Origin of the sequence: Streptosporangium sp. NPDC001559, assembly GCF_042893955.1 — a bacterium.
In the GTDB taxonomy this organism is placed as follows: Bacteria; Actinomycetota; Actinomycetes; order Streptosporangiales; family Streptosporangiaceae; genus Streptosporangium.
In genome coordinates this window covers 402,924-429,261 of sequence record NZ_JBIAVG010000001.1, presented here as the reverse complement: position 1 = coordinate 429,261, position 26,338 = coordinate 402,924, and the positions used below count along the sequence as shown (strand labels likewise).

Annotated in this window: 18 protein-coding genes; 10 read left to right on the top strand and 8 right to left on the bottom strand. The window is 71.6% G+C overall.

From position 1 onward, the window contains the following. Together ACFYY8_RS01890 and ACFYY8_RS01885 are read right to left on the bottom strand one after the other, a co-directional pair. A complete protein-coding gene (locus tag ACFYY8_RS01890; RefSeq protein ID WP_390036156.1) occupies positions 1–4,497 on the bottom strand; it encodes an HAD-IC family P-type ATPase in 4,497 nt (1,498 codons plus the stop codon). A gap of 126 nt (positions 4,498–4,623) precedes the next feature. Then, positions 4,624–4,896: a hypothetical protein gene (locus ACFYY8_RS01885; protein ID WP_390036153.1), complete on the bottom strand. Its 273-nt coding sequence runs from the start codon at positions 4,894–4,896 to the stop codon at positions 4,624–4,626. On the opposite strand from ACFYY8_RS01885, the gene ACFYY8_RS01880 reads away from it, so the two are divergent. Beyond that, positions 4,895–5,557: a hypothetical protein gene (locus ACFYY8_RS01880; protein WP_390036152.1), complete on the top strand. Its 663-nt coding sequence runs from the start codon at positions 4,895–4,897 to the stop codon at positions 5,555–5,557. The two genes, ACFYY8_RS01885 and ACFYY8_RS01880, sit on opposite strands and share 2 nt — an antisense overlap. 198 nt (positions 5,558–5,755) lie before the next feature. On the opposite strand, the gene ACFYY8_RS01875 is transcribed toward ACFYY8_RS01880, so the two are convergent. Next, positions 5,756–6,958, bottom strand: coding sequence for an acyl-CoA dehydrogenase family protein (locus ACFYY8_RS01875; RefSeq protein WP_390036150.1), 1,203 nt, complete (start codon positions 6,956–6,958; stop codon positions 5,756–5,758). Between the two features lie 82 nt (positions 6,959–7,040). Here ACFYY8_RS01875 and ACFYY8_RS01870 point away from each other — a divergent pair, with 82 nt between their 5' ends. From ACFYY8_RS01870 to ACFYY8_RS01855, 4 genes are all read left to right on the top strand, one after another. Then, positions 7,041–7,688, top strand: a complete 648-nt coding sequence (locus ACFYY8_RS01870; protein WP_390036148.1) for an HAD family hydrolase — start codon at positions 7,041–7,043, stop codon at positions 7,686–7,688. A gap of 103 nt (positions 7,689–7,791) precedes the next feature. Continuing rightward, positions 7,792–8,298: a DUF6912 family protein gene (locus tag ACFYY8_RS01865; protein ID WP_390036146.1), complete on the top strand. Its 507-nt coding sequence runs from the start codon at positions 7,792–7,794 to the stop codon at positions 8,296–8,298. 28 nt (positions 8,299–8,326) lie between these two features. Further along, the gene (locus ACFYY8_RS01860) at positions 8,327–8,977 is read left to right on the top strand and encodes an HAD family hydrolase (protein WP_390036144.1); all 651 of its coding nucleotides are present in this window, start codon (positions 8,327–8,329) and stop codon (positions 8,975–8,977) included. Between the two features lie 111 nt (positions 8,978–9,088). Continuing rightward, complete coding sequence (locus tag ACFYY8_RS01855; RefSeq protein WP_390036919.1) at positions 9,089–9,802, top strand: HAD family hydrolase; 714 nt, start codon at positions 9,089–9,091, stop codon at positions 9,800–9,802. A 118-nt stretch (positions 9,803–9,920) separates the two neighbouring features. Here ACFYY8_RS01855 and ACFYY8_RS01850 read toward each other — a convergent pair whose 3' ends face one another. Then, positions 9,921–10,250: a hypothetical protein gene (locus ACFYY8_RS01850; protein ID WP_390036142.1), complete on the bottom strand. Its 330-nt coding sequence runs from the start codon at positions 10,248–10,250 to the stop codon at positions 9,921–9,923. Positions 10,251–10,738: 488 nt separating this feature from the next. Here ACFYY8_RS01850 and ACFYY8_RS01845 point away from each other — a divergent pair, with 488 nt between their 5' ends. From ACFYY8_RS01845 to ACFYY8_RS01835, 3 genes are all read left to right on the top strand, one after another. After that, positions 10,739–11,794 carry a hypothetical protein gene (locus tag ACFYY8_RS01845; RefSeq protein ID WP_390036140.1) on the top strand — a complete coding sequence of 352 codons (1,056 nt, stop codon included), beginning with the start codon at positions 10,739–10,741 and terminating at the stop codon, positions 11,792–11,794. Beyond that, positions 11,791–12,984: a S8 family serine peptidase gene (locus ACFYY8_RS01840; RefSeq protein ID WP_390036138.1), complete on the top strand. Its 1,194-nt coding sequence runs from the start codon at positions 11,791–11,793 to the stop codon at positions 12,982–12,984. Before ACFYY8_RS01845 ends, ACFYY8_RS01840 begins: the two co-directional genes overlap by 4 nt. 106 nt (positions 12,985–13,090) lie before the next feature. Further along, positions 13,091–15,049: an acetoacetate--CoA ligase gene (locus ACFYY8_RS01835; protein WP_390036136.1), complete on the top strand. Its 1,959-nt coding sequence runs from the start codon at positions 13,091–13,093 to the stop codon at positions 15,047–15,049. Here the strand turns inward: ACFYY8_RS01835 and ACFYY8_RS01830 are convergent. Next, positions 15,030–15,680, bottom strand: coding sequence for a GNAT family N-acetyltransferase (locus ACFYY8_RS01830; protein WP_390036134.1), 651 nt, complete (start codon positions 15,678–15,680; stop codon positions 15,030–15,032). The genes ACFYY8_RS01835 and ACFYY8_RS01830 overlap by 20 nt on opposite strands. Before the next feature lie 178 nt (positions 15,681–15,858). On the opposite strand from ACFYY8_RS01830, the gene ACFYY8_RS01825 reads away from it, so the two are divergent. After that, the gene (locus ACFYY8_RS01825) at positions 15,859–16,500 is read left to right on the top strand and encodes a hypothetical protein (protein WP_390036132.1); all 642 of its coding nucleotides are present in this window, start codon (positions 15,859–15,861) and stop codon (positions 16,498–16,500) included. On the opposite strand, the gene ACFYY8_RS01820 is transcribed toward ACFYY8_RS01825, so the two are convergent. The 3 genes from ACFYY8_RS01820 to ACFYY8_RS01810 form a co-directional block, all read right to left on the bottom strand. Continuing rightward, entirely contained in the window at positions 16,472–17,113 is a 642-nt protein-coding gene (locus tag ACFYY8_RS01820) for a response regulator (RefSeq protein ID WP_390036130.1), read from the bottom strand. The genes ACFYY8_RS01825 and ACFYY8_RS01820 overlap by 29 nt on opposite strands. After that, complete coding sequence (locus ACFYY8_RS01815) at positions 17,091–19,145, bottom strand: sensor histidine kinase (protein ID WP_390036128.1); 2,055 nt, start codon at positions 19,143–19,145, stop codon at positions 17,091–17,093. The genes ACFYY8_RS01820 and ACFYY8_RS01815 overlap by 23 nt, the downstream gene beginning before the upstream one ends. A 90-nt stretch (positions 19,146–19,235) precedes the next feature. Beyond that, a complete protein-coding gene (locus tag ACFYY8_RS01810; RefSeq protein ID WP_390036126.1) occupies positions 19,236–20,657 on the bottom strand; it encodes an FAD-binding oxidoreductase in 1,422 nt (473 codons plus the stop codon). Between the two features lie 798 nt (positions 20,658–21,455). Here ACFYY8_RS01810 and ACFYY8_RS01805 point away from each other — a divergent pair. Further along, positions 21,456–26,333 carry an NAD-glutamate dehydrogenase gene (locus ACFYY8_RS01805; RefSeq protein ID WP_390036124.1) on the top strand — a complete coding sequence of 1,626 codons (4,878 nt, stop codon included), beginning with the start codon at positions 21,456–21,458 and terminating at the stop codon, positions 26,331–26,333. Positions 26,334–26,338: the final 5 nt, after the last annotated feature.

Genomic DNA, 26,338 nt, shown 5'->3' with positions numbered 1-26,338 from the left:
TTAATGAACAGACGGTGACGGATCGCGGGTCCACCGCTCGAACGCCGTTCCGGCCAGCGTGGCTGTCAGGGCGCTGCCCAGGGCGATGCCCCACCCCACGGGTCCCAGCGGCCGGCAGCCGAAGAACAGGCAGACCACGGGGACGGAGACGCTGGCCGCCAGGACGCCCATCGAGGCGATCACGGCCAGCAGGACCACCCGGTCCCGGCCGCCGCTGGCCAGGGTCTGGAACAGCTGCGTGGAGATCAGGGCGACCAGCGCGATCGTGTTCGCCCGCCCCCTCGTGCCCGTCACCCGCCCGACCAGCCAGGCCACCGACGCCGCCCCGGCCGTCGTCGTGGCGCGCAGGTAGATGTCCCGGGTCAGCGAGGCGCCCAGGGACGCCTCGGGCCCCTCGGCCAGCAGCCGCTCCGGGCTGGTCGCCGCCGGAGGCCTGACCGCGACCGCCATCGCGGGCAGCATGTCGGTCAACAGGTTGACCAGCAGCAACTGGCGGGCGTTCAGCACGCTGCCGCCGGTGAGCAGGTTCGAGCCGACCGCGAAGACGATCTCCCCGACGTTGCCGCCGAGCAGGATGCTCAGGGCGTCGCGGACCGAGCTCCACATGGCCCTGCCCTCGACGAACGCGTCCACGATCGTCTCGATGCGGTCGTCGGTCACCACGACGTCGGCCGCGGCCCTGGCCGCCGGGGTGGCGCGGGAGCCCAGGGCGATCCCGACGTCGGCGGCACGGATGGCCGGGGCGTCGTTCGCCCCGTCTCCGGTCACCGCGACGACCTTTCCCGCCCGGCGCAGGCAGCTGACGATCCTGACCTTGTGCGCGGGGGTCGTCCTGGCGAAGACCGCCACCCCGGGCAGCCGCTCGACCAGGGTCGCGTCGTCCAGCTCGTCCAGCTCGGGGCCGGTCATCACCCGCCCGCCGTTCAGCAGGTCGAGCTCGGCGGCGATCGCCGCCGCGGTGCTCGGATGGTCACCGGTGATCATGACGATCCTGACGCCCGCCCTCGTCAGGCGGCCGACGCTCTCGGCCGCCGTCGGCCTGACCGGGTCGGCCAGGCACAGGAACCCCAGGAAGGTCAGCTCGTCGACCCGGGAGTCGTCCAGGTCGCGGCGGTCGGAGGCGGGCCGTTCGGCCACCGCGAGCACCCGGTAACCCTGCAGGGCGAGCCGGTCGACCTCCTCCTCAAGCCCCTTCCTCGCCGCGGCGGTCATGCGGACCGTACGGCCGTCGCGCAGCAGGTGCGCGCAGCCGGTGAGCACGATCTCGGGGGCGCCCTTGACGCTCAGCACGTGCCCGGAGGGACCGAGGCCGAGCACCGCGTGGTAGCCGCGTCCCGGCTCGAAGGGCAGCTCCTCGACCCGGCTCCAGACGCCCAGCCCCTCCTGCGGCGTCACGTCGAGCCGCCGCGCCCCCTCGACCACCGCGCGGTCCGTCGGGTGGGCGATGGGCCTGCCGTCCTCGTAGCGGGGGCTCGCGCGCAGCCCGGCGGCCACGATCCGCCGCAGTTCCTCGTTCAGCCGCTCCGTCGAGTGCTCGGAGCGCCCGTCGGAGACCACCCGCAGGCTGATGCGCCCCTCGGTCAGGGTCCCCGTCTTGTCGAAGCAGAGCACGTTCACCCGGCCGAGGGCCTCGATCGTCGAGGGGTTGGGCACCAGGGTCTCGCGGCTCGACAGCCGCCTGGCCGCGGCCAGTTCGGCGGCCGAGGCGATGAAGGGCAGCCCCTCGGGCACCGAGGCGACCGCGAGGCTCACCGCCAGGGCGAGCGCCTGCGGCATCGACCGTCCACGCAGCAGGTCCGCGAGCAGCACGACGACACCGGAGCCGATCGCGACCGGCAGGATCCTGCGGCTCAGCATCCGCAGCCGCAGGTGGACCCCGCTCTGCGGACGCTCGTCGGCCGAGAGCCGCGCGGTGCGCGCGGCCTCCGTCTCCTCACCCGCCGCCACGACCACGGCCAGCCCGTGCCCCGCAGCGACCGTCGTGCCCTGGTAGACCATCGAGCTGCGGTCGGCGACCGCGGAGGCGTCCACCGGGGCCGGCGCCTTCGGGACCAGCAAGGACTCGCCGGTCAGTCCCGCCTCGTCGATCTCCAGGCCGATCGACGACAGGATCCGGCAGTCGGCCGGTACGGCGTCGCCCGCCCGCAGTTCGATGACGTCTCCCGGCACGAGCGTGTCCGCCGTCGCCGCCTCGGTCGTGTGCGACGGGCCTCTCTCAGGCTCTTTGGCCTTTTTGCCCTTCTTGGGCTCTTTGGACTCCTTGATGCCTTTGGAGAAGGGGCGGCGCAGCCGTACGTGGTCGGCGACGGACTCGGTCAGGCGGTGCACGGCCCGGTTGGCCGACGTTCGCTGCCCGCCGCCGATGAGCGCGTCCACGATCATGACGCCGCCGATCAGCACGCCGTCCAGGACGGAGCCGACCATCGCGGACAGGCCCGCCCCCGCCGCCAGCACCGGGGTCAGCGGGTTGGCCAGCTCCTCAAGGGAGGCGCGCAGCAGCGAGTCGGTGCCGTCCGGCTCTCCCGGCGGCGGCGGAGGCCTGCGCCGTACGGCCTCGGACTTGGGCAGGCCGTCGAGGGAGGAACCGAGCCTGGACAGCACGGCGTCGACCGGCAGGGCGTGCCAGGGGGTCGGGTCGGCGCGTCCGGCGGGCGCCGCGCTGCCCAGCTCACGGGCCGTCCACTCGCCCACGACGATGGCGGCCAGCGCCGTACCGTCGCTGACCAGACGGGCCCTGTGCACGGAGGCGGTCCTGGGGCCGGTGCCCGCGAGCGCCGCGCCCGCCGCCGCCGTCGCCAGGCTGAGCCGTACGCACCGCTCACCGGCTCTCCTGGCCGGGGCCAGGCAGCTCAGCAGCAGGTGGGCCGTCTCCAGGTCGCCCAGCACGTCCGCCTCCCACGGCACGCCGTCGGGACCACCGAGCACGCCGACGCTCAGATCGGCCTGGGCCATCGCGGACGTCGACCGCCTGGAGACCACCGTGACCCCGTGGCCCTCCGCCTGGAGCGCGCGGATCCGCGTCGTCAGCCGGTGGCCTCCCGGGAGGGTCTTCGGCGGGGTGCCGTCCCCGCCCCCTCCTCCCGCGGTGAGCCGTCTGACCACCTCGCGGGCGCCCTCACCCGCCAGCAGCACCGAGCAGCCCTGGGGGGCGGTGACCAGCGCGTCCGCGATGGACACGAGCTCGGGCGCCAGACCGGCCAGGGCGACCGGCACGCCCCGCCTGGTCACCCGGACCGGCCGCAGCCCCAGGGAACGCCACTCGCGCGCCTCGGCGGCGGGAAGCCTGGCGGGTTCGGCCGCCCAGTGGCCGCGCTCACGGCGCGCGCCGGGATCGGCCGCGTCGAGCAGGCCGGGCAGCAGGGCGTTCAGCTCGGCGAGGTCGATGCCCTCGGCCAGGGGCACGACGCGCTCGACCGTCCACGAGCCGGTCAGGAACAGGGCGGCGTCGAGGACGACCGTGTCGAGGCCGTCCATCCGGCGCAGCGCGTGACTGTCGAGGACGACCGCGCCACGTTTGGCCAGAGTGCGCCCGACCGCGCTGGAGAACGCCTCCCGCCCGGCCTTCGCGGCACTGGGTGTCGCGGCGATCATCATGGCGAGGCCGCGGTCACGGCTGCCGCTGACGACGTGGGTCAGCACCGAGACACCGAGCGCCGCCGGGCTCGCCAGCCGTTCGAACCGCTCGACGGGGCTGTGCTCAAGCGGCGCGGTCCTGGTCCTCCTGCGCCTGCGGACGTGCCGGTAGGCGCCCTCGTCGGAGGCCAGTTCCTGCGCGCGCGAGTCCCAGGCCCGCCGCGCCTCACGGGCCTCCACGTAACGCTCGGCGGCGGACACCGCCTGCACCAGCAGCCCGACGGGCTGGAGCGCCAGTGTGCCCGCGACCACGTTCGCCGTCGTGAACAGGGCGGAGGTGGCCTGGTGACCGAGGTGATGGGTCAGTCTCGTCCGGATCGCCGGGGTGGACTCGGCCAGGTGCAGCAGGGCGGGGACGACCGGGGACAACGGCGGAAGGTGCGCCAGCCGCCCGGCGACCGCGAGCCCCGTTCCGAGGGCGCTCGCGCCCAGCCTGATGCCGGCCCGGGTGCGCTGCTCGACCACCCTGGCCAGGGCCGGTCCGGGGCCCCGGACCGCCGTGCCCTCCGCCTCCCGCGCCTCCTCGTCCTCGTCCTCCTGCTCCCACCCGTCCTCGTCGTCGAGTTCCGCGACGATCGACAGCAGCCTCTTCAGGTCGACCGCTCCGTCGTCGCCGCCCACGAAGACGGTGCCCAGCACCCCGTTGACCTCGGCACGCTCGACCCCGTCGAGCGCGAGCAACAGCGTTTCAAGCCGTCGGGCGAGCCGTTCCGTGCCGGGGCCGCCGATGGCGCGCAGGTCCACATGGAAGCCGCCTGGGGCCGCCCGCACCGCACGGGGACGAGGCAACGCCCTGCGCACGGCGTCGGGCACGGCCTCCCACAGTGTCTCCGCGGAAAGCGTGAACACACGTGACAGCAACATTCGGCTCTCCAGACGGATCACTCGGGCCTGACGGCCATGACGGAGCCGTACGGCCCGCGCGGGCGGGCCGGACGGCGGATTGCTTTCCTGGCGGTCAGGTCACGGGAACACGCCGGAGCAGCCGTGTCACCGCGCGGAGGCTCTGGCCCGCCTTGAGCGGCTCATCCCACGGGCGCGCTGGGCGATCACCGTGCCGACCCCGATGGCCGCGGCGACCGGCCACTCGATCAGGCCCGCGACGGCCAGCGCGCCGAGCCCGCCGTAGTAGACCATGCGCTCGGGCGGCGGCAGGAACGACTTGGCGGCGTCCACGGCCTGGCCCGCCTCCTGGCGGTTGACGTGCGGCAGGCCGACGTGCGGCATGTGGAGGTGCGGGGCGTGGAACTTCACGGTCATCATGGGCAGGTTCACCGTGAGCCCGTGCTTGCCGCCGCCACTGCCGTTCGACCGGTGCGTCGAGGTTCCCGCCGAGCCCTGCGTCGTGGCCTGCTGGGCGGTGTTCCTGCGCTGCGCGGTGGTCCCCGCGGTCGAGGCCCTGGCCGATGTCCTCGTTGAGGCCCTGGTAGAGGTCTTGGCCAGAGACCTGGCCCGGGGCTTGGCGGTCGAGGCCGTCGAGGACTTGGTCGCCGGAGACGTCGACGAAGACGTCGCCGGGGACTTGGTCGAGGCGCTGGCCGAGGTCCTGGTCGGAGCCTTGGCGCCGGCCGACGTCCTGGCCCGGGACTTGGCGGGGGACTTGGCCGGTTTCCTGGTCGCCGTGGTCCCGGCGGTCGGCGTCTTGGCGGTCGAAGCCCTGGTGGTCGAAGCCCTGGCGGTCGAGGGCTTGGTGGTCGAGGCCTTGGTCGCCGGGGACTTGGCCGGGGACTTGGCTGACGACCTGGTCGAGGCTCTGGCCGGTGTCCTGGCCGAGGTGCCGGCCGAGGACCGCTGCGCGGTGCTCGGCCGTGTGGTCGTCTTCGCCGCCGAGGACGTCGCGGTGCTCTTCCTCGCGGCCGGTTTCCGCGTGGCGGATGGGCTTGACTTCGAAGCCGTACGGCTCCGCGTCGTGCCACCTGTCTGACTTACGGTCATGGCCCCTCCCCAAAGGAGTCGAGGGATCGTTCCAACATCGTTCCAACGTGTTGCCCGCGAGCGGCGGCGACACCTCTCACGTGCGGTTATTCGGCGCTGGGGCGTTCTTTTAGCCTTCCTCACCCCAGGTCTCCGAAACGCGGTCGCGTTCCAAGAATCGGACATTAAGGAGGGAAGAGTGGTGATGTCAGGAAAGGTGAGGCTTGAGCTCCCGGCGGGCGACGGCGCGCAGATGCACCTCGTCGGGGCCGCCGAGAATGCGCATCGCGCGGGCGTGGACGTACATCGAGGCCAGCGGGACGTCGTCGGAGACCCCCAGCGCGCCGTGGACCTGGATGGCCCGGTCGATCACCTCACAGGCCACCCTGGGGGCGACGGCCTTGACGGCGGAGATCTCGGCGGAGGCGGCCCTCGCACCCACGGTGTCGATCATCCAGGCGGCCCGCAGTCCCAGCAGCCTGGCCTGGTCGACGGCCAGCCGCGACTCGGCGATCTGCTGCTGCACGACGCCCTGCTGGGCGAGGGTCACGCCGAAGGCCACCCGGTTCGCGGCGCGGGCGCACAGCAGCTCAAGGGCACGCTCGGCCATGCCGATCGCGCGCATGCAGTGGTGGACACGCCCGGGACCGAGACGGGTCCGTGCGATACGCAGGCCGTCGCCCTCCTCGCCGAGGAGGTTCGTCACGGGCACCCGCACGTCGGACAGGACGAGCTCGGAGTAGCCGCGCTGCTCCTGGTAGCCGAACACCGGCAGGTGGCGGACGACCTCGACGCCGGGGGTGTCCATCGGGACCAGCACCGTCGACTGCCTGCGGTGCGCGGGCGCCTCGGGGTCGGTGTTGCCGAGCACGATCACGACCCGGCAGCGCGGGTCGGCGGCGCCGCTGACGAACCACTTGCGGCCGTTGACCACGTAGTCGTCGCCGTCGCGGACGATGGAGGTCGTGAGGTTCGTCGCGTCGCTCGACGCCACGGCGGGCTCGCTCATCGCGAACGCCGAGCGGATGCCGCCCGCGAGCAGCGGGGTGAGCCAGCGGGCCCGCTGCTCGGGCGAACCGAAGGCGTGCAGCAACTCCATGTTGCCCGTGTCGGGGGCGGCGCAGTTCAGCGCCTCGGGGGCCAGGTCGGGGGAGCGGCCGGTGATCTCGGCGAGACTGGCGTGGTCGAGAACGGACATCCCCGACTCCATGGGTAGGAACAGGTTCCACAGGCCACGCGAGCGGGCCTCCGCCTTGAGGTCCTCGACGACCGGAGGCAGACGGTGGTCCCCGTGTCCGGCGGCCTGCCGCCAGGCGTGGTAGACCGGCTCGGCCGGGTAGACATACGACACCATGAAATCGGTCAGGTTGGCGAGGTACTCCTCCGCCTTCGTGCTGAGCGCGAAGTCCATGGCGGCCAGTTTGGCACCCCCCTTCGCCGGTGCTCCGCACAGGGCGGACCTAACCTGGAACGGGTTCCACGAAGGAGGCCGAATGCTCAGAGGCGTACTGATCGACTGGGGCGGCGTGCTCACCACGAACATGACCGAGGCGATCATGGAGTGGATCACCGTGGACCGCATCGACGCGGCCCACTACCACGAGGTGATGCGCGAGCTGGTCGCACGCGCCTACGACGGCGTCCGTGACGACGAGGAGAACCTCGTCCACGCCCTGGAACGCGGTGAGATCTCCGGAGCGGACTTCGAACGGCGCCTGGCCGCCCTGCTCGTCACACTCGACGGTGTCCCACCGGTCGCCGAGGGCCTGCTGACCAGGATGTTCGCCGGGTTCCGCCGGGTCGAGTCCATGTACGGCATGCTGCGTGAGGCCCGTGCCGCGGGAGTGCGCACCTGCCTGCTGTCCAACTCCTGGGCCAACGAGTATCCCCGCGAGGGCTGGGAGGAGACCTTCGACGCGGTGGTGATCTCGGGGGAGGTCGGCATGCGGAAGCCGGAGCCAGGGATCTTCGAGCACGCCCTGGGCACGCTGAACCTGACCGGTCCCGAGTGTGTGTTCGTCGACGACGCCGAGGTCAACGTCGCCGCCGCCCGGGCCCTCGGCATCGTCGGTCTCCACCACAGGGACCCGGAGCCGACCATCGCCGAGCTGGAAAGGCTTCTCGGGACGCCACTGCGCTGACCGGCGGTGCGCCGTACCTCGCGGGCCGGGCGGCGGAGCTGTCACACTCGATGGGTGATCGGCGCCGGACGGCGCCACGTCGGAAGAACAGATCGAGGCATCGATGCGCGTCTACCTGCCGTGCACGCTCCCGGCGCTGGCCCGTGTGGCCACGGTCGGGGAGCTCGGCCCGGCCCCGCTGACCGGTTACGCGGTGACCCCCGCGCTGGTCGAATGGTACGCCTCGGGTGACACCGAGGAACTGGAGTACGTCGCCCTGACCGAGGCGGCCAGGGCCTCCCTGCGGATGATCGCCGAGGACAGGGCCGACGGCGTCAAGGCGCCCGCCCGCCGGGTGGTGATCGCCGCCGAGGTCCCCGACGGTGAGGTCAACGGCGGCGCCGACCTGGAGGAACGTGCCCGGGTACGGCTGTCGACCGCGGTCCCCCTCAGCAGGATCGCCGCGGTCCACGTGGACGAGGAGGCCGCGACGTCCGACGTCGAGGCCGCCGTCTCCGCGCTGCCCGCCGCGGACCTCGGTGACGACGACGCCCGCTTCACCGTGGACGGCGCCGAGGCCAACGAACTGCTGTGGTACGCCACCCAGGAGATTCCCGACCTGATCGGCTGAGTTCTGGGCGGTTATCCTGGAGAACGATATGAGACACATCGTTTGGGACTGGAACGGCACTCTTTTTCACGACATCGACGCCGTTGTCGGCGCCACGAACATCGTGTTCGAGCCGTACGGGATAGCCGCCTACGACGCGGACGGTTTCCGGGCGGTCTACATGCGCCCGATCTGGACGGCCTACGAGCGCATGCTGGGCCGCCCCCTCGACGACGGCGAGTGGGAACGCCTCGACGCGGGCTTCCACGACCACTACCACCGGCTGATGCTGGAGTGCGGCCTGACGGCCGACGCCGTGGGCGCGCTTGAGGCGTGGAGCGCCACGGGCAACCGTCAGTCGCTGTTGTCCATGTGGACGCACGACCGGCTGGGGCCGAAGGTCGCCGAGTTCGGCATCGACCACCACTTCAGCCGGATCGACGGTCTGCGCACCGACTCGGGAGCGCCCCCGGCCATGGGAGGGCACAAGGCCGCCTCGATGGCGGCCCACATCGAGGCGCTCGGCGTCGACCCGGCGAACGTGCTCGTCATCGGTGACAGCGTGGACGACGCCCACGCGGCCCGGCACGTCGGGGCGCGCGCCGTCCTCTACACCGGCGGCATGACCAGCCGCGCCGACCTGCACGCCCTCGGCGTCCCCGTCGTGGACACCCTCACCGACGCCCTCGACCACGCTTGAGCGCCGTTTTCGTGCGTGAGGGCGCCCGGCAGGGTGGTTCGGTGATCGTGAGGCGGGCGACGGCCGTACTCTGGGGCCCGATGGGCGCCCACCCCCACCTCGGAGGCCACGATTAGCCGTCTCGTTCTCTGGAACGTCGACCTCACCCTGGTCGACGTGTCCATCCTCACCCGTGAGGCGTACGCCGACGCCTTCCGCCAGGTCACCGGACGGCCCCTGGTCAAGCTCACCCAGCACAACGGCCGCCCCGACTCCGAGATCATCTTCGAGACGCTGGCCATCAACGACATCGTCGCCGAGGACGCCCACCTGCCCAGGTTCCTCGACGCCCTGGCCGAGGCGTTCGCGGCCCGGCGGGGGCGGCTGGACAGGGAGGGGCGGATGATGCAGGGCGCGGCCGAGACGCTCAAGGCCGTGGGCGGGCTCGGCGGCACGGTCCAGTCGGTGCTCACCGGGACCATCAGGAGCAACGCCGTACACAAGCTGAAGGCCTTCAAGCTGGACAGGTACGTCGACTTCGAGATCGGCGGCTACGGCGAGGAGGTCTACCCCAAGGCCACCCTGCTCCAGGTCGCCCAGGGCAGGGCCAGGCAGAAGTACGGCGCGGCGTTCGACGGGACCAACACGGTGCTGATCGGCGACTCGGCCAGGGACGTCCAGGCCGCCAAGATCGCCGGAGCCTCCATGGTCGCCGTGGCCACCGGCCGATCCCTCCCGGCCGAACTCCGGGAGGCGGGCGCCGACGTCGTTCTTCCCGACCTGTCCGACCCCTCAGAGGTGGTGGCCGCGGTCGAGAGCCTGACGACCCCGGTCCGCAGCGCCTGACCGGAGTTTCGCTCTCATGAGCGGTGTGCCCGGCGGGAGCGGTTCAGGCTGGGAAGGCGAATGATTCCCGTGCTCTTTCCCGCACTCGGATTCCCGCGCCCGACGGCCGCCAGGAGTTTCACAGGTCCCGGTCCGTGTAGGTGTCCAGCAGGACGTAGGCGTTGAGCGAGCTGAGAACGCCTATCAGTCGTTCGGTGAATTGAAGACCGTCCTGGCCGACGCGGGGTGTCCAGGAGATCGACAGGTTGATCTCGTGCTCCCGGGAGAGTTCCGTGAGAGAGGTCAGATTCGCCTCCAGGAAGCCGGTGACGGTCTGAAGCCGCTCGTGGAGCGCCTGGTCGGAGGGGACGTCGAAATCGTGGAGCCAGAAGGGGCTCTCCCGTGACCCGGTGGACCTGATCCCGATCCTCTCCTCGACCGCCTCAAGCGTCGACGGGGATTTCGTCACCCTCAGCGTTGTTCTCGCCCATGAGTCGTCCATCGTTCTCTCCGGAAAGTTGAATTTCGCGGCCTTTCGGGGATTCCCGGTTTCCAGGTCGGTGGGCCGTGTCAGGGTACGGATTTCCGCGGGTGGTGGTCCACGGAATATGTCTCAGCCGTCAGGGCGGCCGGGAGGCGCCTGCCCGAAATCGTGACCGCGCCGTTTTCCACGGCGCGTGTGCCCGGCGGGAGAACGGCGGTTCGATTCATCCCGAGACCGGTCGGCGCCAGGTGGTGCGTTCGGGCCCTCGCCTGGTGGCCACGGACCGCTTTCGTCTCTGATCTGTCGAGGAGGGCCGGGGTTCCGCGGTGGGGTCACCGGTCATCCTTTGGAGATGCCTCAGAGTGACTGATGCGGCGTATGGGGTTATTTGAACAAATGGTGTAGTGGGAACCGCGGTGTTGGAACGTGCGTTGCCCCCTCCTGGAACACAGCACGCATGATCGGGAGCGACGATGAGCCATCCCCCACCCGCTAACCGGCCTCCCGCGGGGGGACAGGGGTCGGGGCCGTACCCGCCGGGCACACCGTGGCCGGCGTATCCCCCGCAGGCGCAGGCGCCGACACCCCAGCCCTACCCTCAGCAACAGCCCCAGCAGCCGTATCCCTACCAGCCGTACCCGCAGCGGGGGCAGGCGCCCCAGACGTATCCGCCCCAGGGGCGGCCGGAAACGCCGTACCAGGGCGTCCAGCCGCCGGGGCAACCGGTACCGCCACCTCAGAACGGGTGGGCACCGCACCAGCCGGGACCACAGGAGCCTCAGACGGCGCCGCGGCGGGGGATCGGGCGGATCGTCGCAGGGACCCTCGTCGCCGGAATCGGGCTGGTGGTGGCGCTGGGCGGCGGCACGATCGTTGCCCGTGCGGTCGCCAACAGCGAGCAGGAGATCATCAGCAAGGAGTACATGCGCAACCTGTGGCGCAACGTGCCCGTCGAGACGGTCTTTCCCGCCTCCATCGGGGTGCGCGACCCCGATGCCACCGTCAGCGTGGAGAAGGGCTGGACCAGGGCCGCGATCTCGCAGGACACCTCCTGCGAGGCGGCGCTCTCCGGGCGGTTCGCGGCGGCGGCGACCAAACACGGCTGTGTGGCGGCGCTGCGGGCCACCTACCTCGACCCCAGCGGCGGGACCGCGGCCACGGCCGTCGTCCTGGCCCTTCCCAACGAGAACGACCGCAGCGATCTCACCGACGTGCTCACCCGGACCCAGGACGACGAGGGCGGGGCCGAGCAGGCGGTGCACGCCCTCGGCGTCCCGGGCGTGCGGTGGAAGGACGGCGCCCGGGCGGGAAGCGGGGGAATCAGTGTCTTCGCCCCCTACGCCACGCTGTTCGTGGTGGTCACCTCGGGCCCGGTCGACGGCCGGGTGGCCGGGCACGTGCCCCAGCCCTGGGGGAAGGGGCGGTTCAAGCAACGGGAGGACCGCGAGCCGTGGCAGATGACGGCGTACGGCCTCGCCCAGACGCTGTCCACGCGTCTGAAGTCCGAGGCGGAGAAGGTGCAACCATGATCGGCAGGGCGTTTACCGCCACCCTGCTCGGCGCCGCCCTGCTCGCGGGTACGGCGGCGCCCGCGCTGGCCGAGGCGCCGCACGGCTGGGAACTCCAGGTCATGAAGGTACGGCAGGCGCAGACCCTGGCCCAGGGCAAGGGGGTCACGGTCGCCGTGCTGGACACCGGGGTGATGGCGAACCATCCGGCCTTCAGGGGACGCGTGACCTCCGGCCCCGACTTCGTCGGCGGCGGTGCCAAGCCCGGTCAGTCGTACTGGGGCGCGCACGGCACCGCCATGGCGTCGAGCGTCCTTGAGGTCGCCCCGCAGGCGCGCGTGCTGTCCGTACGGGTCATCTGGGACCGGGAGGACCCCGCGCGCAAGCGGGCGGAGGAGTCGGCGAGGAGGAGCAAGAAGGTCGGAGAGGAGGAGAGCCGTAAGTGGGCGGGCGCCGTGGCCAAGGGCATCCGCTACGCGGTGGACCACGACGCCAAGGTCATCTCGATGTCCCTCGGCACCGACGAGTGGTCGTGGGTGGGGTACGAGGAGGACACCGCCGCCGCCGTCGACTACGCCTCCAGCAAGGGCGTCGTGGTGGTGGCCAGTTCGGGCAACGGCGGATCGACCGACGCCATGGACCTCGACGCCAACAACAGGGTGTCCTACCCGGCGGCCTTCCCCAGCGTGATCGGGGTCGCCGCGGCGGGCCGCGACGGAGCACGGGCGGAGTTCTCCCAGGTGCACACCTACACCACGATCGCCGCGCCCGGCGTCGACATCCACGCCGCCCGCAACCTGGGCGGCTACGAGTCGGGCAGCGGCACCTCACCGGCGGCGGCGCTGACCTCGGGCACGGTCGCCCTGATGCTCTCGCGCAACCCCAAACTGACCGTCAGGCAGGTCCGCGAGATCCTGACCAGGACCGCGATGAAGCCGCCCGCGGGCTACACCCTGTACCTCGGCCACGGGATCGTCGACGCCGCGGCGGCGGTCCAGGCCGCGGACTCACCGCCCCCGGCGGTGAAGGCCGCCGCCTACACCGGCGAGAAGTATCTCGGCGGTGGCCCGATCGGCTCGCCCGTCGACCATCCGCCCGTCGACTCCGACTACCTCGTCATCGGCGGAACGGGACTCGGCGTCGGACTGCTCTGCCTCGTCGGCGCCTTCTTCCTGTTCCGCAGGCCCCGCCGTCGCCGCGCCGCCCGCTGAGCCGTCTCCGGTACGGCGGGCACGTGGGGACGGGCCACACCGTGTGCCGGGGGAGTGTGTGCCCAGGGGGGATGACATTCCGGTGGGCCGTCGGGAGGATGGGGGCATGGTTGAGGAAGGTACGCTCCTTTGGGACCCCACCCCCCAGACCGTGCGGGACGCCAAGGTCACCCGTTACATGGAGTGGCTCGGCAGATCCGGTGACTACCAGGATCTGTGGCAGTGGTCGGTCGACTCGCCGGCTGAGTTCTGGGCGTCGCTCTGGGACTACTTCGGCGTGGTCGGGGAGCGAGGCGAGGGGCCCGTCCTGTCCGGGACGATGCCCGGGGCCGAGTGGTTCGCCGGATCGACGCTGAACTACGCCGCGAACGCGCTGCGCGGGGCGCAGGCCGATCCCGGGCGGCTCGCGGTGGTCTTCCGCGACGAGTCGGGGTCGCGCCGTACGCTCACGCTGGGCGAGCTGGCCGAGGAGGTCGCGCGGGTCCGCGCCGGGCTGGCCGCGCTGGGCGTCGGGCGGGGGGACCGGGTCGCCGCCTACGCGCCGAACGTGCCCGAGACACTGGTCGCCTTCCTCGCCACCGCCTCCCTCGGGGCCGTGTGGTCCTCGTGCTCCCCGGACTTCGGCGCCTCAAGTGTGATCGACCGCTTCACCCAGATCGAGCCGAAGGTGCTGGTCGCGATCGACGGCTACGCCTACAACGGCAGGTGGTTCGACCGCTCCCAGGTGGTCGAGGACATCGCGGCCAAACTGCCGACCCTGGCCGCCCGGGTGCGGATGCCCCTGTACGGCGCGCCGCCCCGGGAAGCCGGGGAGAGCGGGGCGGCCGGGCACCGTACGGTCGAGTGGTCCGAGCTGCGGGCCGTGGAGGAGCCGCTCGGCTTCGAGCCGGTGCCCTTCGCCCATCCGCTGTGGATCGTCTACTCCTCGGGCACCACGGGGCTGCCGAAGCCGATCGTGCACGGGCACGGCGGCGTGGTGCTCGAACACCTCAAGGCGCTCTCCTTCCACCAGGACCTGGGGGAGGACGACGTCTTCTTCTGGTACACCACGACCGGCTGGATGATGTGGAACTACCTCGTCGGCGGCCTGCTGGCCGGTTCGACGATCGTGCTGTACGACGGCTCGGCCACCCACCCGGGGACGGACGCGCTGTGGCGGCTGGCCGCCGAGGAGGGCGTCACCTACTTCGGCACCGGCGCGCCGTACATCGTGGCGTCCATGAAGGCGAACCTGCGTCCCTCGGGGCTCGGGGCGCTGCGGGGGGTCGGCTCGACCGGCTCGCCGCTGCCGCCGGAGGGCTTCGCCTGGGTGCACGACACGATGCCGGAGGTGCAGCTCGGCTCGTTCTCCGGTGGCACCGACGTGTGCACCGGCTTCGTCGGGGCGGTCCCGCTGCTGCCGGTCAGGGCCGGGGTCATCCCGTGCCGGTGCCTGGGGGCCAGGGTCGAGTCCTTCGACCAGTCGGGTAGCCCGGTGATCGGCGAGGTCGGAGAGCTGGTGCTGACCGCGCCGATGCCGTCGATGCCCGTCATGTTCTGGAACGACCCCGACGGGACGAGATACCGGGAGAGCTACTTCGCCGATTATCCCGGGGTATGGCGGCACGGTGACTGGATCAAGATCCTGCCTGACGGTGGATGCGTGATCTACGGCCGCTCCGACTCCACCCTCAACCGGGGCGGAGTGCGGATGGGGACCAGCGAGTTCTACCGGGTGGTCGAGCGTTTCGAGGAGATCGCCGACAGCCTGGTGATCGACACCGGGCAGCTCGGTCAGGAGGGACGCCTGCTGCTCTACGTCACGGTGGCCGAGGGGGCGAGCCTGTCCGACTCGCTGATCATGCGGCTGCGCCGGGCGATCAAGGAGGAGCTGTCCCCCAGACACGTGCCCAACGAGATCGTCGAGGTCCCCGGCATCCCCCGTACGCTCAGCGGCAAGAAGCTGGAGGTCCCGATCCGCAAGATCCTTCTCGGTGTCCCCCCGGAGAAGGCGGCCAACCTCGACGCCATGGCCAACCCGGAGATCCTGTCCTATTTCGTCCCGGTCACCGATCCGGAGAAGTAGAGGCCGCGCCGAACAGCGGCAGGCAGGGTTCGAGGCCGTGGATCTTGACCCCGAGCCCGCCTGCCCAGTCTTCGCGGGCCAGGCGCAGGCGCAGGGTCGTCACGGGCTCGCCCTGCCTGTTGTGGATCTGGACACCGTCGTCGGCGTAGCCGAACTTGCGGGAGACCGCCAAAGAGGCGTGGTTGTCGGCGAACGCGCCGGAGGTGGCGCAACGGGCGCCGAGACCCTCGAAGGCCAGGTGCAGTACGGCCGCGCGCATCTCGGTGCCGATGCCCCTGCCGTGGAAGCGCCTGCCCAGCCAGGAGCCGCTCGTGACCTCGCGGGTGACGGCGAAATCGGTCGCCGCTATCGCCTGGGTGCCGACGACCTCCCCCTCGAAGACCACGGCGAACGCGCAGGTCCACTCCGCGGGGGTCCAGGCGCCCCACAGGGAGAAGTGGTACTGGATGGTCCTGCGGGCCCGCTCCTGGGGTTCGGCGTCGCTCCAGGGCACGATGAAGGGCATGGTGCCCTGGTCGTGAACCCCCTCGGCGGCGCGGTCGGCGAGCTGGTCGAGGTCGTTGAGGGAGGGCAGGCGGAGTTCGAGGCGTGGGGTGGTCACCCGTAGTCCGGTGAGGGGCCAGTTGCGCATCCCCCGATGCTGCCGCTCCGCCACACGCGGGTCCAGTCGTTTTGGAACCCGAAGCCCCTCCCGGTCTCCCGAGGGCCCGGGATTCCTCCCGGTCACCCGGGACAGAGAGCTCATGTGCCCCGGGACACCCCCCGGATTCGATGGGCAAATGCTGAAAAATCCGGATTCGTTCCGTCGGGTGGTCGCAGGAACCGCCCTCCTCGCCTGGCCCGTCTTCGAATTCCTCGCCTTCCTGACCTCGCCCCCCTCCGCGACCCACGACCCCGCCGTCTTCCGGGAGCATCCCGACCTCGTCCAGACCAGCGGCCTGCTGTTCCTCTGGGCGACGCTGGCCCTCGTCCCGGTCGTCCTCGGCCTGGCCCACCTGCTCCGCCGCCGGGCTCCGATGGCCGGGAACATCGGCGCCGCGCTGGGACTGCTCGGCGCCGGGCACGCGCTCACGCTCTTCACCACCGACTTCTACGACCTGGCCCTGGCCCAGAGCCTGCCGGACGCTCAGGCCGAGGCGGTCACGGCCCGGGTGGGCGAGCTGTGGGGCTTCCTGTACGGCATGCTGCTGCCCGGCTTCCTGGCGCACATCGGGTTGTTCGTCCTGCTCGTCGGTCTGCTCACCGCCAGGATCGTCCCCTGGTGGGTGCCGGTCGCCGCGCTCGTCGGAACCCTCACGCCGTTCCTGACCCAGGATCGGGCACCCGCCGTACAGGCGCTCGGCGCGCTGTTCCACCTGCTCGCCTACGGCTGGGTCGCGCTGCGGGTGCTGCGGGCCTCGGACAGCGCGTGGCGGGCGGGCCTCACAGCCCCGCCCGCCTCGCCCGTGTGATCGCCTCGGCCCGGTCGTTCACCTGGAGCTTGGTGAAGACGGCGGAGACGTGGTTGCGAACCGTCTTGTGGCTCAGCCCGAGCCTGGCCGCGATCTGCGGGTTCGTCAGGCGTTCGGCCATCAGGCCGAGCACCTCCCGTTCCCGCCGGGTCAGCTCGGGCAGCGCGGGTCCCTGCCCGGCGGGCACGCGTTCCCGCTCGGTGAAGTAGCCGACCAGCCTGGCCGCGATGGCGGGGCCGAAGATGGCCTCGCCGTCGGCCGCCGCCTGCACGGCCCTGACCAGTTCCGCCCTGCGCGCGCCCTTGAGCACGTAACCGCGGGCCCCGGCCCGTACGGCGGCGAACACCGAGTCGTCGTCGTCCGACATGCTGAGCACGACCACCCGGATGTGCGGGTGGTCACGGACGAGCCGCCCGGTCGCCGCGACCCCGCCCATGCCGGGCATCGTCAGGTCCATCAGCACCACGTCCGGCTGCAGCCGCCCGACCACCGCCAGCGCCTGCTCCCCGCTGGACACCTCGTCGGCGACCTCGATGCCCTCCGCGGTGGACAGCAGTGTGCGCAGCCCGGCGCGGAACCCGGCGTGGTCGTCAACGAGCAGGACCCGGATCATCGTGATCCCCTCCCTCACGTGCGGGAAGCGTGACCCTGACCAGGGTCCCGCCCCCTGGACGGTCCTCGGCCGCGAACGTGCCGCCGAGTTCGAGCGCCCGCTCACGCATCGACGCCAGCCCCACCCCGTCCGTTCCGGAGGATCCGGAAGGCCCGGAAGGCCCGGCCCGCAGCCCGTCGCCGTCGTCGGACACCTCAAGCATGAGCGTGCCCTCGGACACCTCGACCCGCAGCCACGCCTGGGACGCCCCGGCGTGCCTGCGCACGTTGGCCAGCGCCTCGGCCGCGACGCGGTAGGCGGCCACCTCGGTCGCTGCGGGCAGCGGCCCGAGCCCGTCCGGGGCCCGTACGGTCACCCGCAGGCCGGGCGGCTGCCGTACGGCGTGGGCGCGCAGGGCGCCGAGCAGCCCGAGGGTGTCGAGCGCGGGCGGGCGCAGCCCGTCGACCAGGGTCCGCACGTCGGCGACCGCGGCCTCGGCGTCGGCGACGATCTCGGTGAGCAGCCGCCGGGCGGGACCGTCCTCGACCAGGTCGCACGCGGCCTCGGCCCGCATGGTCAGCGCGGCCAGCGTGGGGCCGAGCCCGTCGTGCAGGTCGCGCCTGAGCCTGCGGCGCTCCTCCTCCCTGGCCATCACGAGCCTCTCCCGCGAGCGCCGCAGGTCGGCGGTCAGCCGGGCGGCGTGCGCCGCGATCGCGACCTGCCTGGCCAGGTCGGTCAGCACCCGCAGGTCACGGGGGCCGAAGCCGCTCTCCCCGGGCCTGGGCGACAGGACGAGGTCGCCCGCCCGCTCGCCGTTGTGGGTCAGCGGCAGCCGTACCCGGGTGCCGGAGGGGGTGCCGAAGGCGTGCCGGGTGCCCGCCGAGGTCTCCACCGCCGCGTACGGCAGCCGCAGCGCCTCGGCCACCGAGCGCGCCACCCCGGGCAGCACGCCGTCCGGCTCCCCGCTGTTCTCCAGGCGTCTGCCCAGGCGGGTGAGGGCCGCGTAGGGGTCGTCCCGCTCGCCGTACATCAGCAGGTTCACCCAGCCCTGCAGCCGTCCGCGCAGCGGCGCGAAGGCGAGGGCGACGAGCCCGGCGGCCAGCACGGAGACGGACAGGTCCCCGCTGGGGAAGATCGCGCCCAGATAACCCGCGACGGCCACGTACCCGGCGCTCACACAGCCGGACAGCAGCGTGTACACCAGGGTCCTGTTGACCACCAGGTCGATGTCGAAGAGCCGGTGACGCAGGATCGCGACGCAGACGGCGGCCGGGAGCAGCGCCGTGGTGGCCGAGCCGAGCTCCCAGAGGGTGTCGGTCGCGGGCCAGATGCGCCCGGGGATCGCGTCGGTCAGCCCGGCGGCCAGGCGGGCGGCGACGACCAGCATCTCGACGCCGACCGCGTAGGCCAGCCACATGATCTGGCGGCGTTCCACCCCGGAGCTGCGCAGCGCCCTGCGGACCAGGTCGACTCCACCGACGACGAAGACCACCGCCATGAGGGCCGTCATCGCGGTCTCCGCCACCGGCGCGGGACCGGCCAGCGCCGCGACCCCGAGCGGGTTGACCACCCCGGTGCCGGTGCCGACCTGGTTGTTCTCACCGGGTCTGAGCGCGCTGAGCAGCATGACCGGTACGGCGGCGGCGAGCGTCAGACGGACCAGGCGCCGCAGGCCGGGGGAGGAGAGCGTCCCGCCCGGGAAGATCATCGGGATCAGGGTGATCGACAGGTTCGCCGGGACCCACAGCCAGGTCTGCGGCCAGGCGGCGGTCCGGGCGAGCGGCGGTTCGGGGCCGGTGACCAGGCCGAGAACGGCGTACTGGCCGCAGGCCTCCATCAGCGCGAAGCACAGGCCGCCGAGCGCGAGCACCCGGCCGACCGGGTGCTCGGGGCGCCGCGAGCCGATCAGGCCGCCCGCGAGAGCGCAGGCGGCCACGAAGACCAGGTGGCCGAGCCCGAGCGGGCCGACCCCGTTACGCGTGGCCAGTACGGCGGCGGCCACGACCAGCAGCGACGTCAGGGCGCAGCAGGCCCACGCGACGCGCACGGTCATCGTGTCTCCCGAAAGCCTTCCGAGCCGGTCGCCACACCGTACCGGTGTTTTGTCCTGGTTCAGGAGGGTCGGTGTCCCGGGACACCCGGGTCAGAGCCCCTGGGGTATCCGGAAGAGACGGCCGGGGTCGTAGGCGGCCTTGACCCGGGCGAGCCTGGTGGCGTTCGCGCCGTAGTAGGCCGAGCGCCAGCCGGCCAGCCCGGGATCGACGTAGTTGACGTAGGCGTGGTCGCCGAAGTGGGGGCGCATGGCGTTTCTGGCGTTCGCGGTCCAGGAGGCCGCGCCCGCGCGGTGGGCGTAGTACTGGACGCTGTAGAGAGCCGCCCGGTGCGGGAAGGCCGTCGCGTCGGGCCGCACCCGCCCCACGGCTCCGCCGAGGGCGTCCAGCAGCACCGTGTGGCTGCCGGACCTGGAGACCTGGGCCACCAGAGTCCTGATCCCGGCCTCGGACAGCGGGGCGTAGGCCATGTGCGACCTGCCGCTGAAGGAGTCGCGCGGCAGCCTTCCGTCGCGGGTCTGCCCGGGAAGCGAGCCCTGCCGGTGGCACTGGGAGACCGTGAGCGTCGAGCAGCCCCCCATGATCATCATGGCGTGACCGTAGGACGTCTGCTTGACGAAGGAGGAGGAGACCGGGCCGATCGCGCTCGTCAGCCGGTCGAGCAGCCGCTCGCACTCCGCCCTGCCGCCCAGGTGGAGGCCGCCGATCTGCACGTCCATCCCGCCGTCGCTGCTCAGGTGCATCGTGGACCACAGCTCGTCGGGTACGGCCCGTGACCACGACTGCCAGGCCTTGAGCGCCTTGGCGGCCCTGGCCCACGGCCAGTGCAGGAAGAACACCGTCACCTCCCGGGTCGGGTGGGTCCTGAAGCCGAAGGAGACCGCGACCCCGAGGTTGCCGCCGCCCCCGCCCCGGCAGGCCCAGTAGAGGTCGGGCTCGTGATCGGCGTCGCACGTTAGCAGCCGCCCGTCGGCCGTGACGACCTGGACGGACTCCATGACGTCGCACGTCAGACCGTACTTCCTGGACACCACGCCGATCCCGCCGCCGAGCGTCAGACCGCTGACGCCGACCGTGGGGCAGCTTCCCGCCGGGATGCTCACCCCGTGCGCGGCGAGTTTGTCGTAGACGTCGACCAGTTTGGCGCCCGCGCCGACGACGGCCCGTCCGGTGGAGTAGGAGACCTTGCTCATCCGGGAGACGTCGAGGACCAGCCCGGGGCCGGTCGACCAGCCCGCGTAGGAGTGCCCGCCCGACCGTACGGCCAGCGGCACCCCCATCCTCCTGGCGAAGGTCACGCACTCGGCCACGTCGGAGGGGTTGGCGCAGTAGGCGACGCCCGCGGGCCGTACCGCGTCGAAGGCGGTGTTGAACAGGCGGCGGGCGGCGTCGTAGGAGGCGTCGCCGGGCCGTACGAGGGTGCCGTCGAGACCCCGGCCGAGGGCGGTCCACTCCGCCGGGGTCGGACGTGGCGAGGAGGAGGGGGAAGCGGCTCCGATGGTGAGCGCGGCCATACCACCGAGCCTAAGGAACGTCCGCCTGTCCGGAGCGGGCTGCATGGTTGTTCTCCCCGTTGGGTGCTAGTCGTCTGTCCGGTGAGACGGCCGCGCCTACGGTCTGGTTGGTTACATTCGCATCACGTCGCGGCTAATGGGGCCTTTGTCGGTGTGTGCGGTGATCGTGGTGGGGGGTCGCGTGGGATGTCGGCGTGGCGAGGGTGCCGGGGATCGCGGAAGCATAATCTTGGGGCGGAAGGCCGAGACGGGGACGCGGCGCGGTCGGCCGTGGGAGACTGGGGAACCAATCGGGTGTGGTCGGTCCGGGTTTGCGCCGCCGGTGAGGTGGCGGAGATCCCGGGCTTTCGAGGGCTTCCGAACCTTCGATCGACCCCGGATGGAGCGCTCCACTTCCCCTGATGTTGGTCGTCCGTCACATTGACGTTTCACGGCTTTTCGGGTGGTATCAGAGCGGCGGCATGCTCAGGTCAACGGAGACCGGGGCGGGTGGCCGCTGGAGGTGTTGTGCCACGGGCCGTGCCCGCTGGACGGGGAGTCGGAGGGGTGGGCGATGGGCGGTCAAGTCCTGTCGCGCACGTCCGGGAACCGGCGCGTCATGAGCCTGCCTCGCGGCGGGCCGTCCACGCGGTGGCCGGGTGACAGATCCACGTAGGACCGGGCAGAGGCGACCTAAAGCGACGCCTCTCTCGGTAGGCGGCATATGCCGCATTACTTCCCTCCTACTCGGGAACTACGACATTGATCGAAGATCCCTCTTCTAATACGAAAAATCCCTCACAAAGGAGTGAGAGCGACATGCCGCTCGACGAGGCGAAGGATGAGCTGCTGAGGAGTGCCGCCGAGACCTGCGGGCACACACCCGGCGGCGACCACGGGAGTGACGAGGAGGCACTCGACTTCCTCAGGCTCTACTACCGGCATGTCGCGCCAGAGGACCTGCTGGACCGCAACCCGGTCGACGTGTACGGCCCCGCGACGGCCCAGCGTCAGCTCGCCGACAAGCGTCCCCAGGGCCGGGCGCTGGTGCGCGCCTACACCCCCAGCCTGGAGGAGCACGGCTGGGACCCCGGCCGCTCGGTCATCGAGGTGGTGACCGACGACATGCCCTTCCTGGTCGACTCCGCGACCATGGAGCTCGACCGGCACGGCGTCACCACCCACCTGGTCGTCCACCCGCAGATGCGGGTGCGCAGGGACGTGACCGGCAAGCTGCTCGGCGGGGACCGCGACCAGGCCGCGGGGCAGGAGATCACCGAGTCCTGGATGCACTTCGAGATCGACCGGCAGAGCGACCCGGCCGTGCTCAAGCAGCTGGAGACCGACCTGCAGCGGGTCCTTGAGGACGTCCGCTACACCGTCGAGGACTTCGCCAAGATGCGGGCGCTGGCCCTGCAGACGGCCGAGGACGTCTCGGTCAACCCGCCCCCGCTCGACCTCGCGGGCGTCGAGGACAGCCTGGAGCTGATGCGCTGGCTGGCCGACGGCCACTTCACCTTCCTCGGCTACCGCGAGTACCGCCTTGAGGAGGGCGAGGAGGGCGACGCGCTGCGCCAGGTCCCGGGGACGGGCCTGGGCATCCTGCGCCACGACAAGGCGGGCTCGGAGAGCTTCGCCGCCCTCTCGCCCGAGCTGCGCGCCAAGGCCCGTGAGAAGCAGCAGATGCTGATCATCACCAAGGCCAACACCAGGGCGACCGTGCACCGCCCCGCCTACCTCGACTACGTGGGCGTCAAGCTGTTCGACGACGCGGGGGAGGTCGTCGGCGAGCGCCGCTTCCTCGGCCTGTTCACCCACGTGGCCTACAGCGAGTCGATCTCCCGCATCCCGGTGCTGCGCCGCAAGCTGGCCGAGGTCCTCGACCTGGCCGGGCTCGCCGCCGACAGCCATGACGGCAAGGACCTCATCGAGATCCTGGAGACCTTCCCCAGGGACGAGCTGTTCCAGACCTCGGTCGAGCAGCTGCTGCCGATCGCGCTCGGCGTGCTCAGGCTGCGCGAGCGCAAGCAGGTCAAGGTCTTCCTGCGTCCCGACGACTACGGCCGCTACATCTCCTTCCTGATCTACCTCCCGCGTGACCGCTACACCACCCAGATCCGCATCAAGATGCAGGACCTCCTGCTCAAGGCGGTCGGCGGCACCTCCTGCGACTACAGCGCGATGATCGGCGAGTCCGCCCTCGCCCGGCTGCACGTGGTCGCGCGCGGCGAGCGCGGCAGGCCGCTGAACGCGCAGGAACTGGACGTCGAGGAGCTTGAGGGCAGACTGGCCGCGGCCACCCGCTCCTGGGACGACGACCTGGCCACCGCCATCACCGAGCTGAGCTCGGAGGAGGAGGCGCCCCGCCTCGTCCGGCGCTACGCCACGGCCTTCCCCGAGGGCTACAAGGCCGACTTCCCGCCCAGGCTGGCCGTCGCCGACCTGCGCCGCCTTGAGGCGCTCGCCGACTCGCCGGACGAGATCGGGATGAACCTCTACGAGCCCTACGACGCCCCCGAGGGGGAGCGCCGCTTCAAGCTCTACCGGATCGGCGCGGCCATCTCCCTGTCGCACGTGCTGCCGCTGCTGCAGCGCCTGGGCGTCGAGGTCGTCGACGAGCGTCCCTACGAGATCGACCGCGACCGGGACCCGGCGACCAAGGACGCCTGGATCTACGACTTCGGGCTGCGCTACGACCTGTCGCCCGAGGTGGACAGGGACGAGTTCAAGCGGCTCTTCCAGGACGCCTTCGACGCCCTGTGGCGGGGCAGGGTCGAGAGCGACGGCTTCAACGCCCTGGTCCTGGCGGCCGGACTGACCTGGGAGCAGGCCGAGATCCTGCGGGTCTACGCCAAGTACCTGCGCCAGGCGGGCACCACCTTCAGCCAGGACTACATCGAGCGGGTCCTGCTGGACAACGTACGGCTCGCCCGCCTGCTGGTGCGGCTGTTCGAGGCCAGGCACGACCCCAGGCGCGAGGAGGAGGTCCGCTCCGACCTGTCCGAGGCGCTGCACGAGGAGATCCTCGGCGCCCTCGACGACGTGGCCTCCCTGGACGAGGACCGCATCCTGCGCGCCTACCTGGAGATGATCGACGCCACGCTGCGGACGAACTACTTCCAGACCGTGGACGGGGCGCGCAAGCCGTACGTCAGCCTGAAGCTCGACTCGCCGTCGATCGGCGTGCTGCCGCTGCCGAGGCCGAAGTTCGAGATCTTCGTCTACTCGCCGCGGGTCGAGGGCGTGCACCTGCGCTTCGGCAAGGTCGCGCGAGGCGGCCTGCGCTGGTCGGACCGCAGGGAGGACTTCCGCACCGAGGTCCTCGGCCTGGTGAAGGCGCAGATGGTGAAGAACACCGTCATCGTCCCCACCGGCTCCAAGGGCGGCTTCGTGGTGAAGAACCCGCCGAAGTCCGGCACGCGTGAGGACCTGCTGGCCGAGGGCGTCGCCTGCTACCGGATGTTCATCTCCGGCCTGCTCGACGTCACCGACAACCTCGTCGACGGCGTGGTCGTCCCGCCCGCCGAGGTGGTCAGGCACGACGGGGACGACACCTACCTCGTGGTCGCCGCGGACAAGGGCACCGCCACGTTCTCCGACATCGCCAACGCGGTGGCCAAGGAGTACGGCTTCTGGCTCGGGGACGCCTTCGCCTCCGGCGGCTCGATCGGCTACGACCACAAGGCCATGGGCATCACCGCCCGCGGCGCCTGGGAGTCCGTCAAGTACCACTTCCGCACCACCGGCGTCGACATCCAGACCACCGACTTCACGGTGGTCGGAATCGGCGACATGTCCGGCGACGTCTTCGGCAACGGCATGCTGCTGTCCCAGCACATCAGGCTGGTCGCGGCCTTCGACCACCGGCACATCTTCATCGACCCCGACCCCGACGCCGCCAGGAGCTACGCCGAGCGGGCCAGGCTCTTCGCGCTGCCGCGCAGCTCCTGGGCCGACTACGACCCCGCCCTCATCGGGCAGGGCGGCGGCGTCTGGCCGCGCACGGCCAAGTCGATCCCGGTCTCCCCGCAGGCGCGCGCCGCGCTCGGCATCGCCGACGGGGTGACCTCGCTGGCACCGAACGACCTGATCAGCGCCATCCTGCGGGCCCCGGTCGACCTGCTGTGGAACGGCGGCATCGGCACCTACGCCAAGGCGTCGAGCGAGTCCAACGCCGACGTGGGCGACAAGGCCAACGACGGCCTGCGGGTCAATGGCTCCGAGCTGCGCTGCAAGGTGGTCGGCGAGGGCGGCAACCTGGGCTTCACCCAGCTCGCCAGGATCGAGTTCGCCCGCGAGGGCGGCCTCGTCAACACCGACTTCATCGACAACTCCGCCGGGGTCGACACCTCCGACCACGAGGTGAACATCAAGATCCTGCTGGACCGCGCGGTCCGGGACGGCGAGCTGACCGACAGGCAGCGCAACGAGCTCTTCCTCGACATGACCGGCGAGGTCGGCGAGCTGGTCCTGCGGGACAACCACGACCAGAACGTGGTGCTGGCCGCCGCCCGCGCCCAGTCGTCGGACATGCTGCACATCCACGCCCGCCAGCTGCGCAGGCTCGAACGGGCCGGGCTGGTCAACCGGGAGCTGGAGTTCCTGCCCTCGGACAAGGCACTCGCCGAGCGGCGCCAGGCCGGGCTCGGGCTGACCGCGCCGGAGTTCTCGGTGCTGCTGGCCTACACCAAGCTGGTCACCGACGCCCAGATCCTCGCCTCCGACCTGCCGGACGACCCCTACCTGGCCTCCTGGCTGGTGTCCTACTTCCCCTCGGCGCTGCGTGAGCGCATGCGGGACCACATGGACACCCACCCGCTGCGCCGGGAGATCATCACGACCGGCGTGGTGAACGACCTGGTCAACTCGGGCGGCACCACCTTCATGTTCCGCCTGGGTGAGGAGAGCGGCGCCTCGGCGCCGGACATCGCCCGCGCCTACCTGGTCACCCGCGAGGTCTTCGACCTGCCGAGCTTCTGGCGTCAGGTCGAGGAGCTGGACAACAAGGTGGACACCTCCACCCAGATCGCCATGCTCCTGGAGTCCCGCAAGCTCGCCGAGCGTGGCACCCGCTGGCTGCTCGGCAACCGGCGCGCGCCGCTCGACCTGGCCTCGACGGTGACCTTCTTCGCCAAGGGGATGAACGGCCTGCTGCCCCACCTGCCCAAGCTGCTCACCGGCTCCGACCTGGCGGCCTTCGAGGAGCGGCGCGACTCCTTCGTCGCCAGGGGAGTGCCGAACGAGCTGGCGGAGCGGGTCGCCTCGATGGTCCCGGCCTACTCCACCTTCGACCTGGTCGAGGTGGCCGTGCAGGCGAACCGTCCGGTCAACGAGGTCGCCGAGGTCTACTTCGACCTGGCCGACCGGCTCCAGCTGGCCAGGCTGCGCGAGCGGGTGATCGGACTGCCGCGCGACAGCCGCTGGAACTCCATGGCGCGGGCCGCCCTCCGCGACGACCTCTACGCCGCCCACGCCTCGCTCACCCGGGACGTCCTGGCCCACAACACGCCCGGACTGACCCCGGAGGAGCGCCTGGCCCGCTGGACGGAGGCCAACTCGGCCGCCGTCTCCAGGGCCCGGCAGACCCTGTCGGAGATCTGGGAGAGCGACAACTTCGACCTGGCGACGCTGTCGGTCGCGCTGCGCGCCATCCGCACGCTGGTCGCCTCGACGAGCCTGCCGCTCGGCGAGGCCTGACGGCG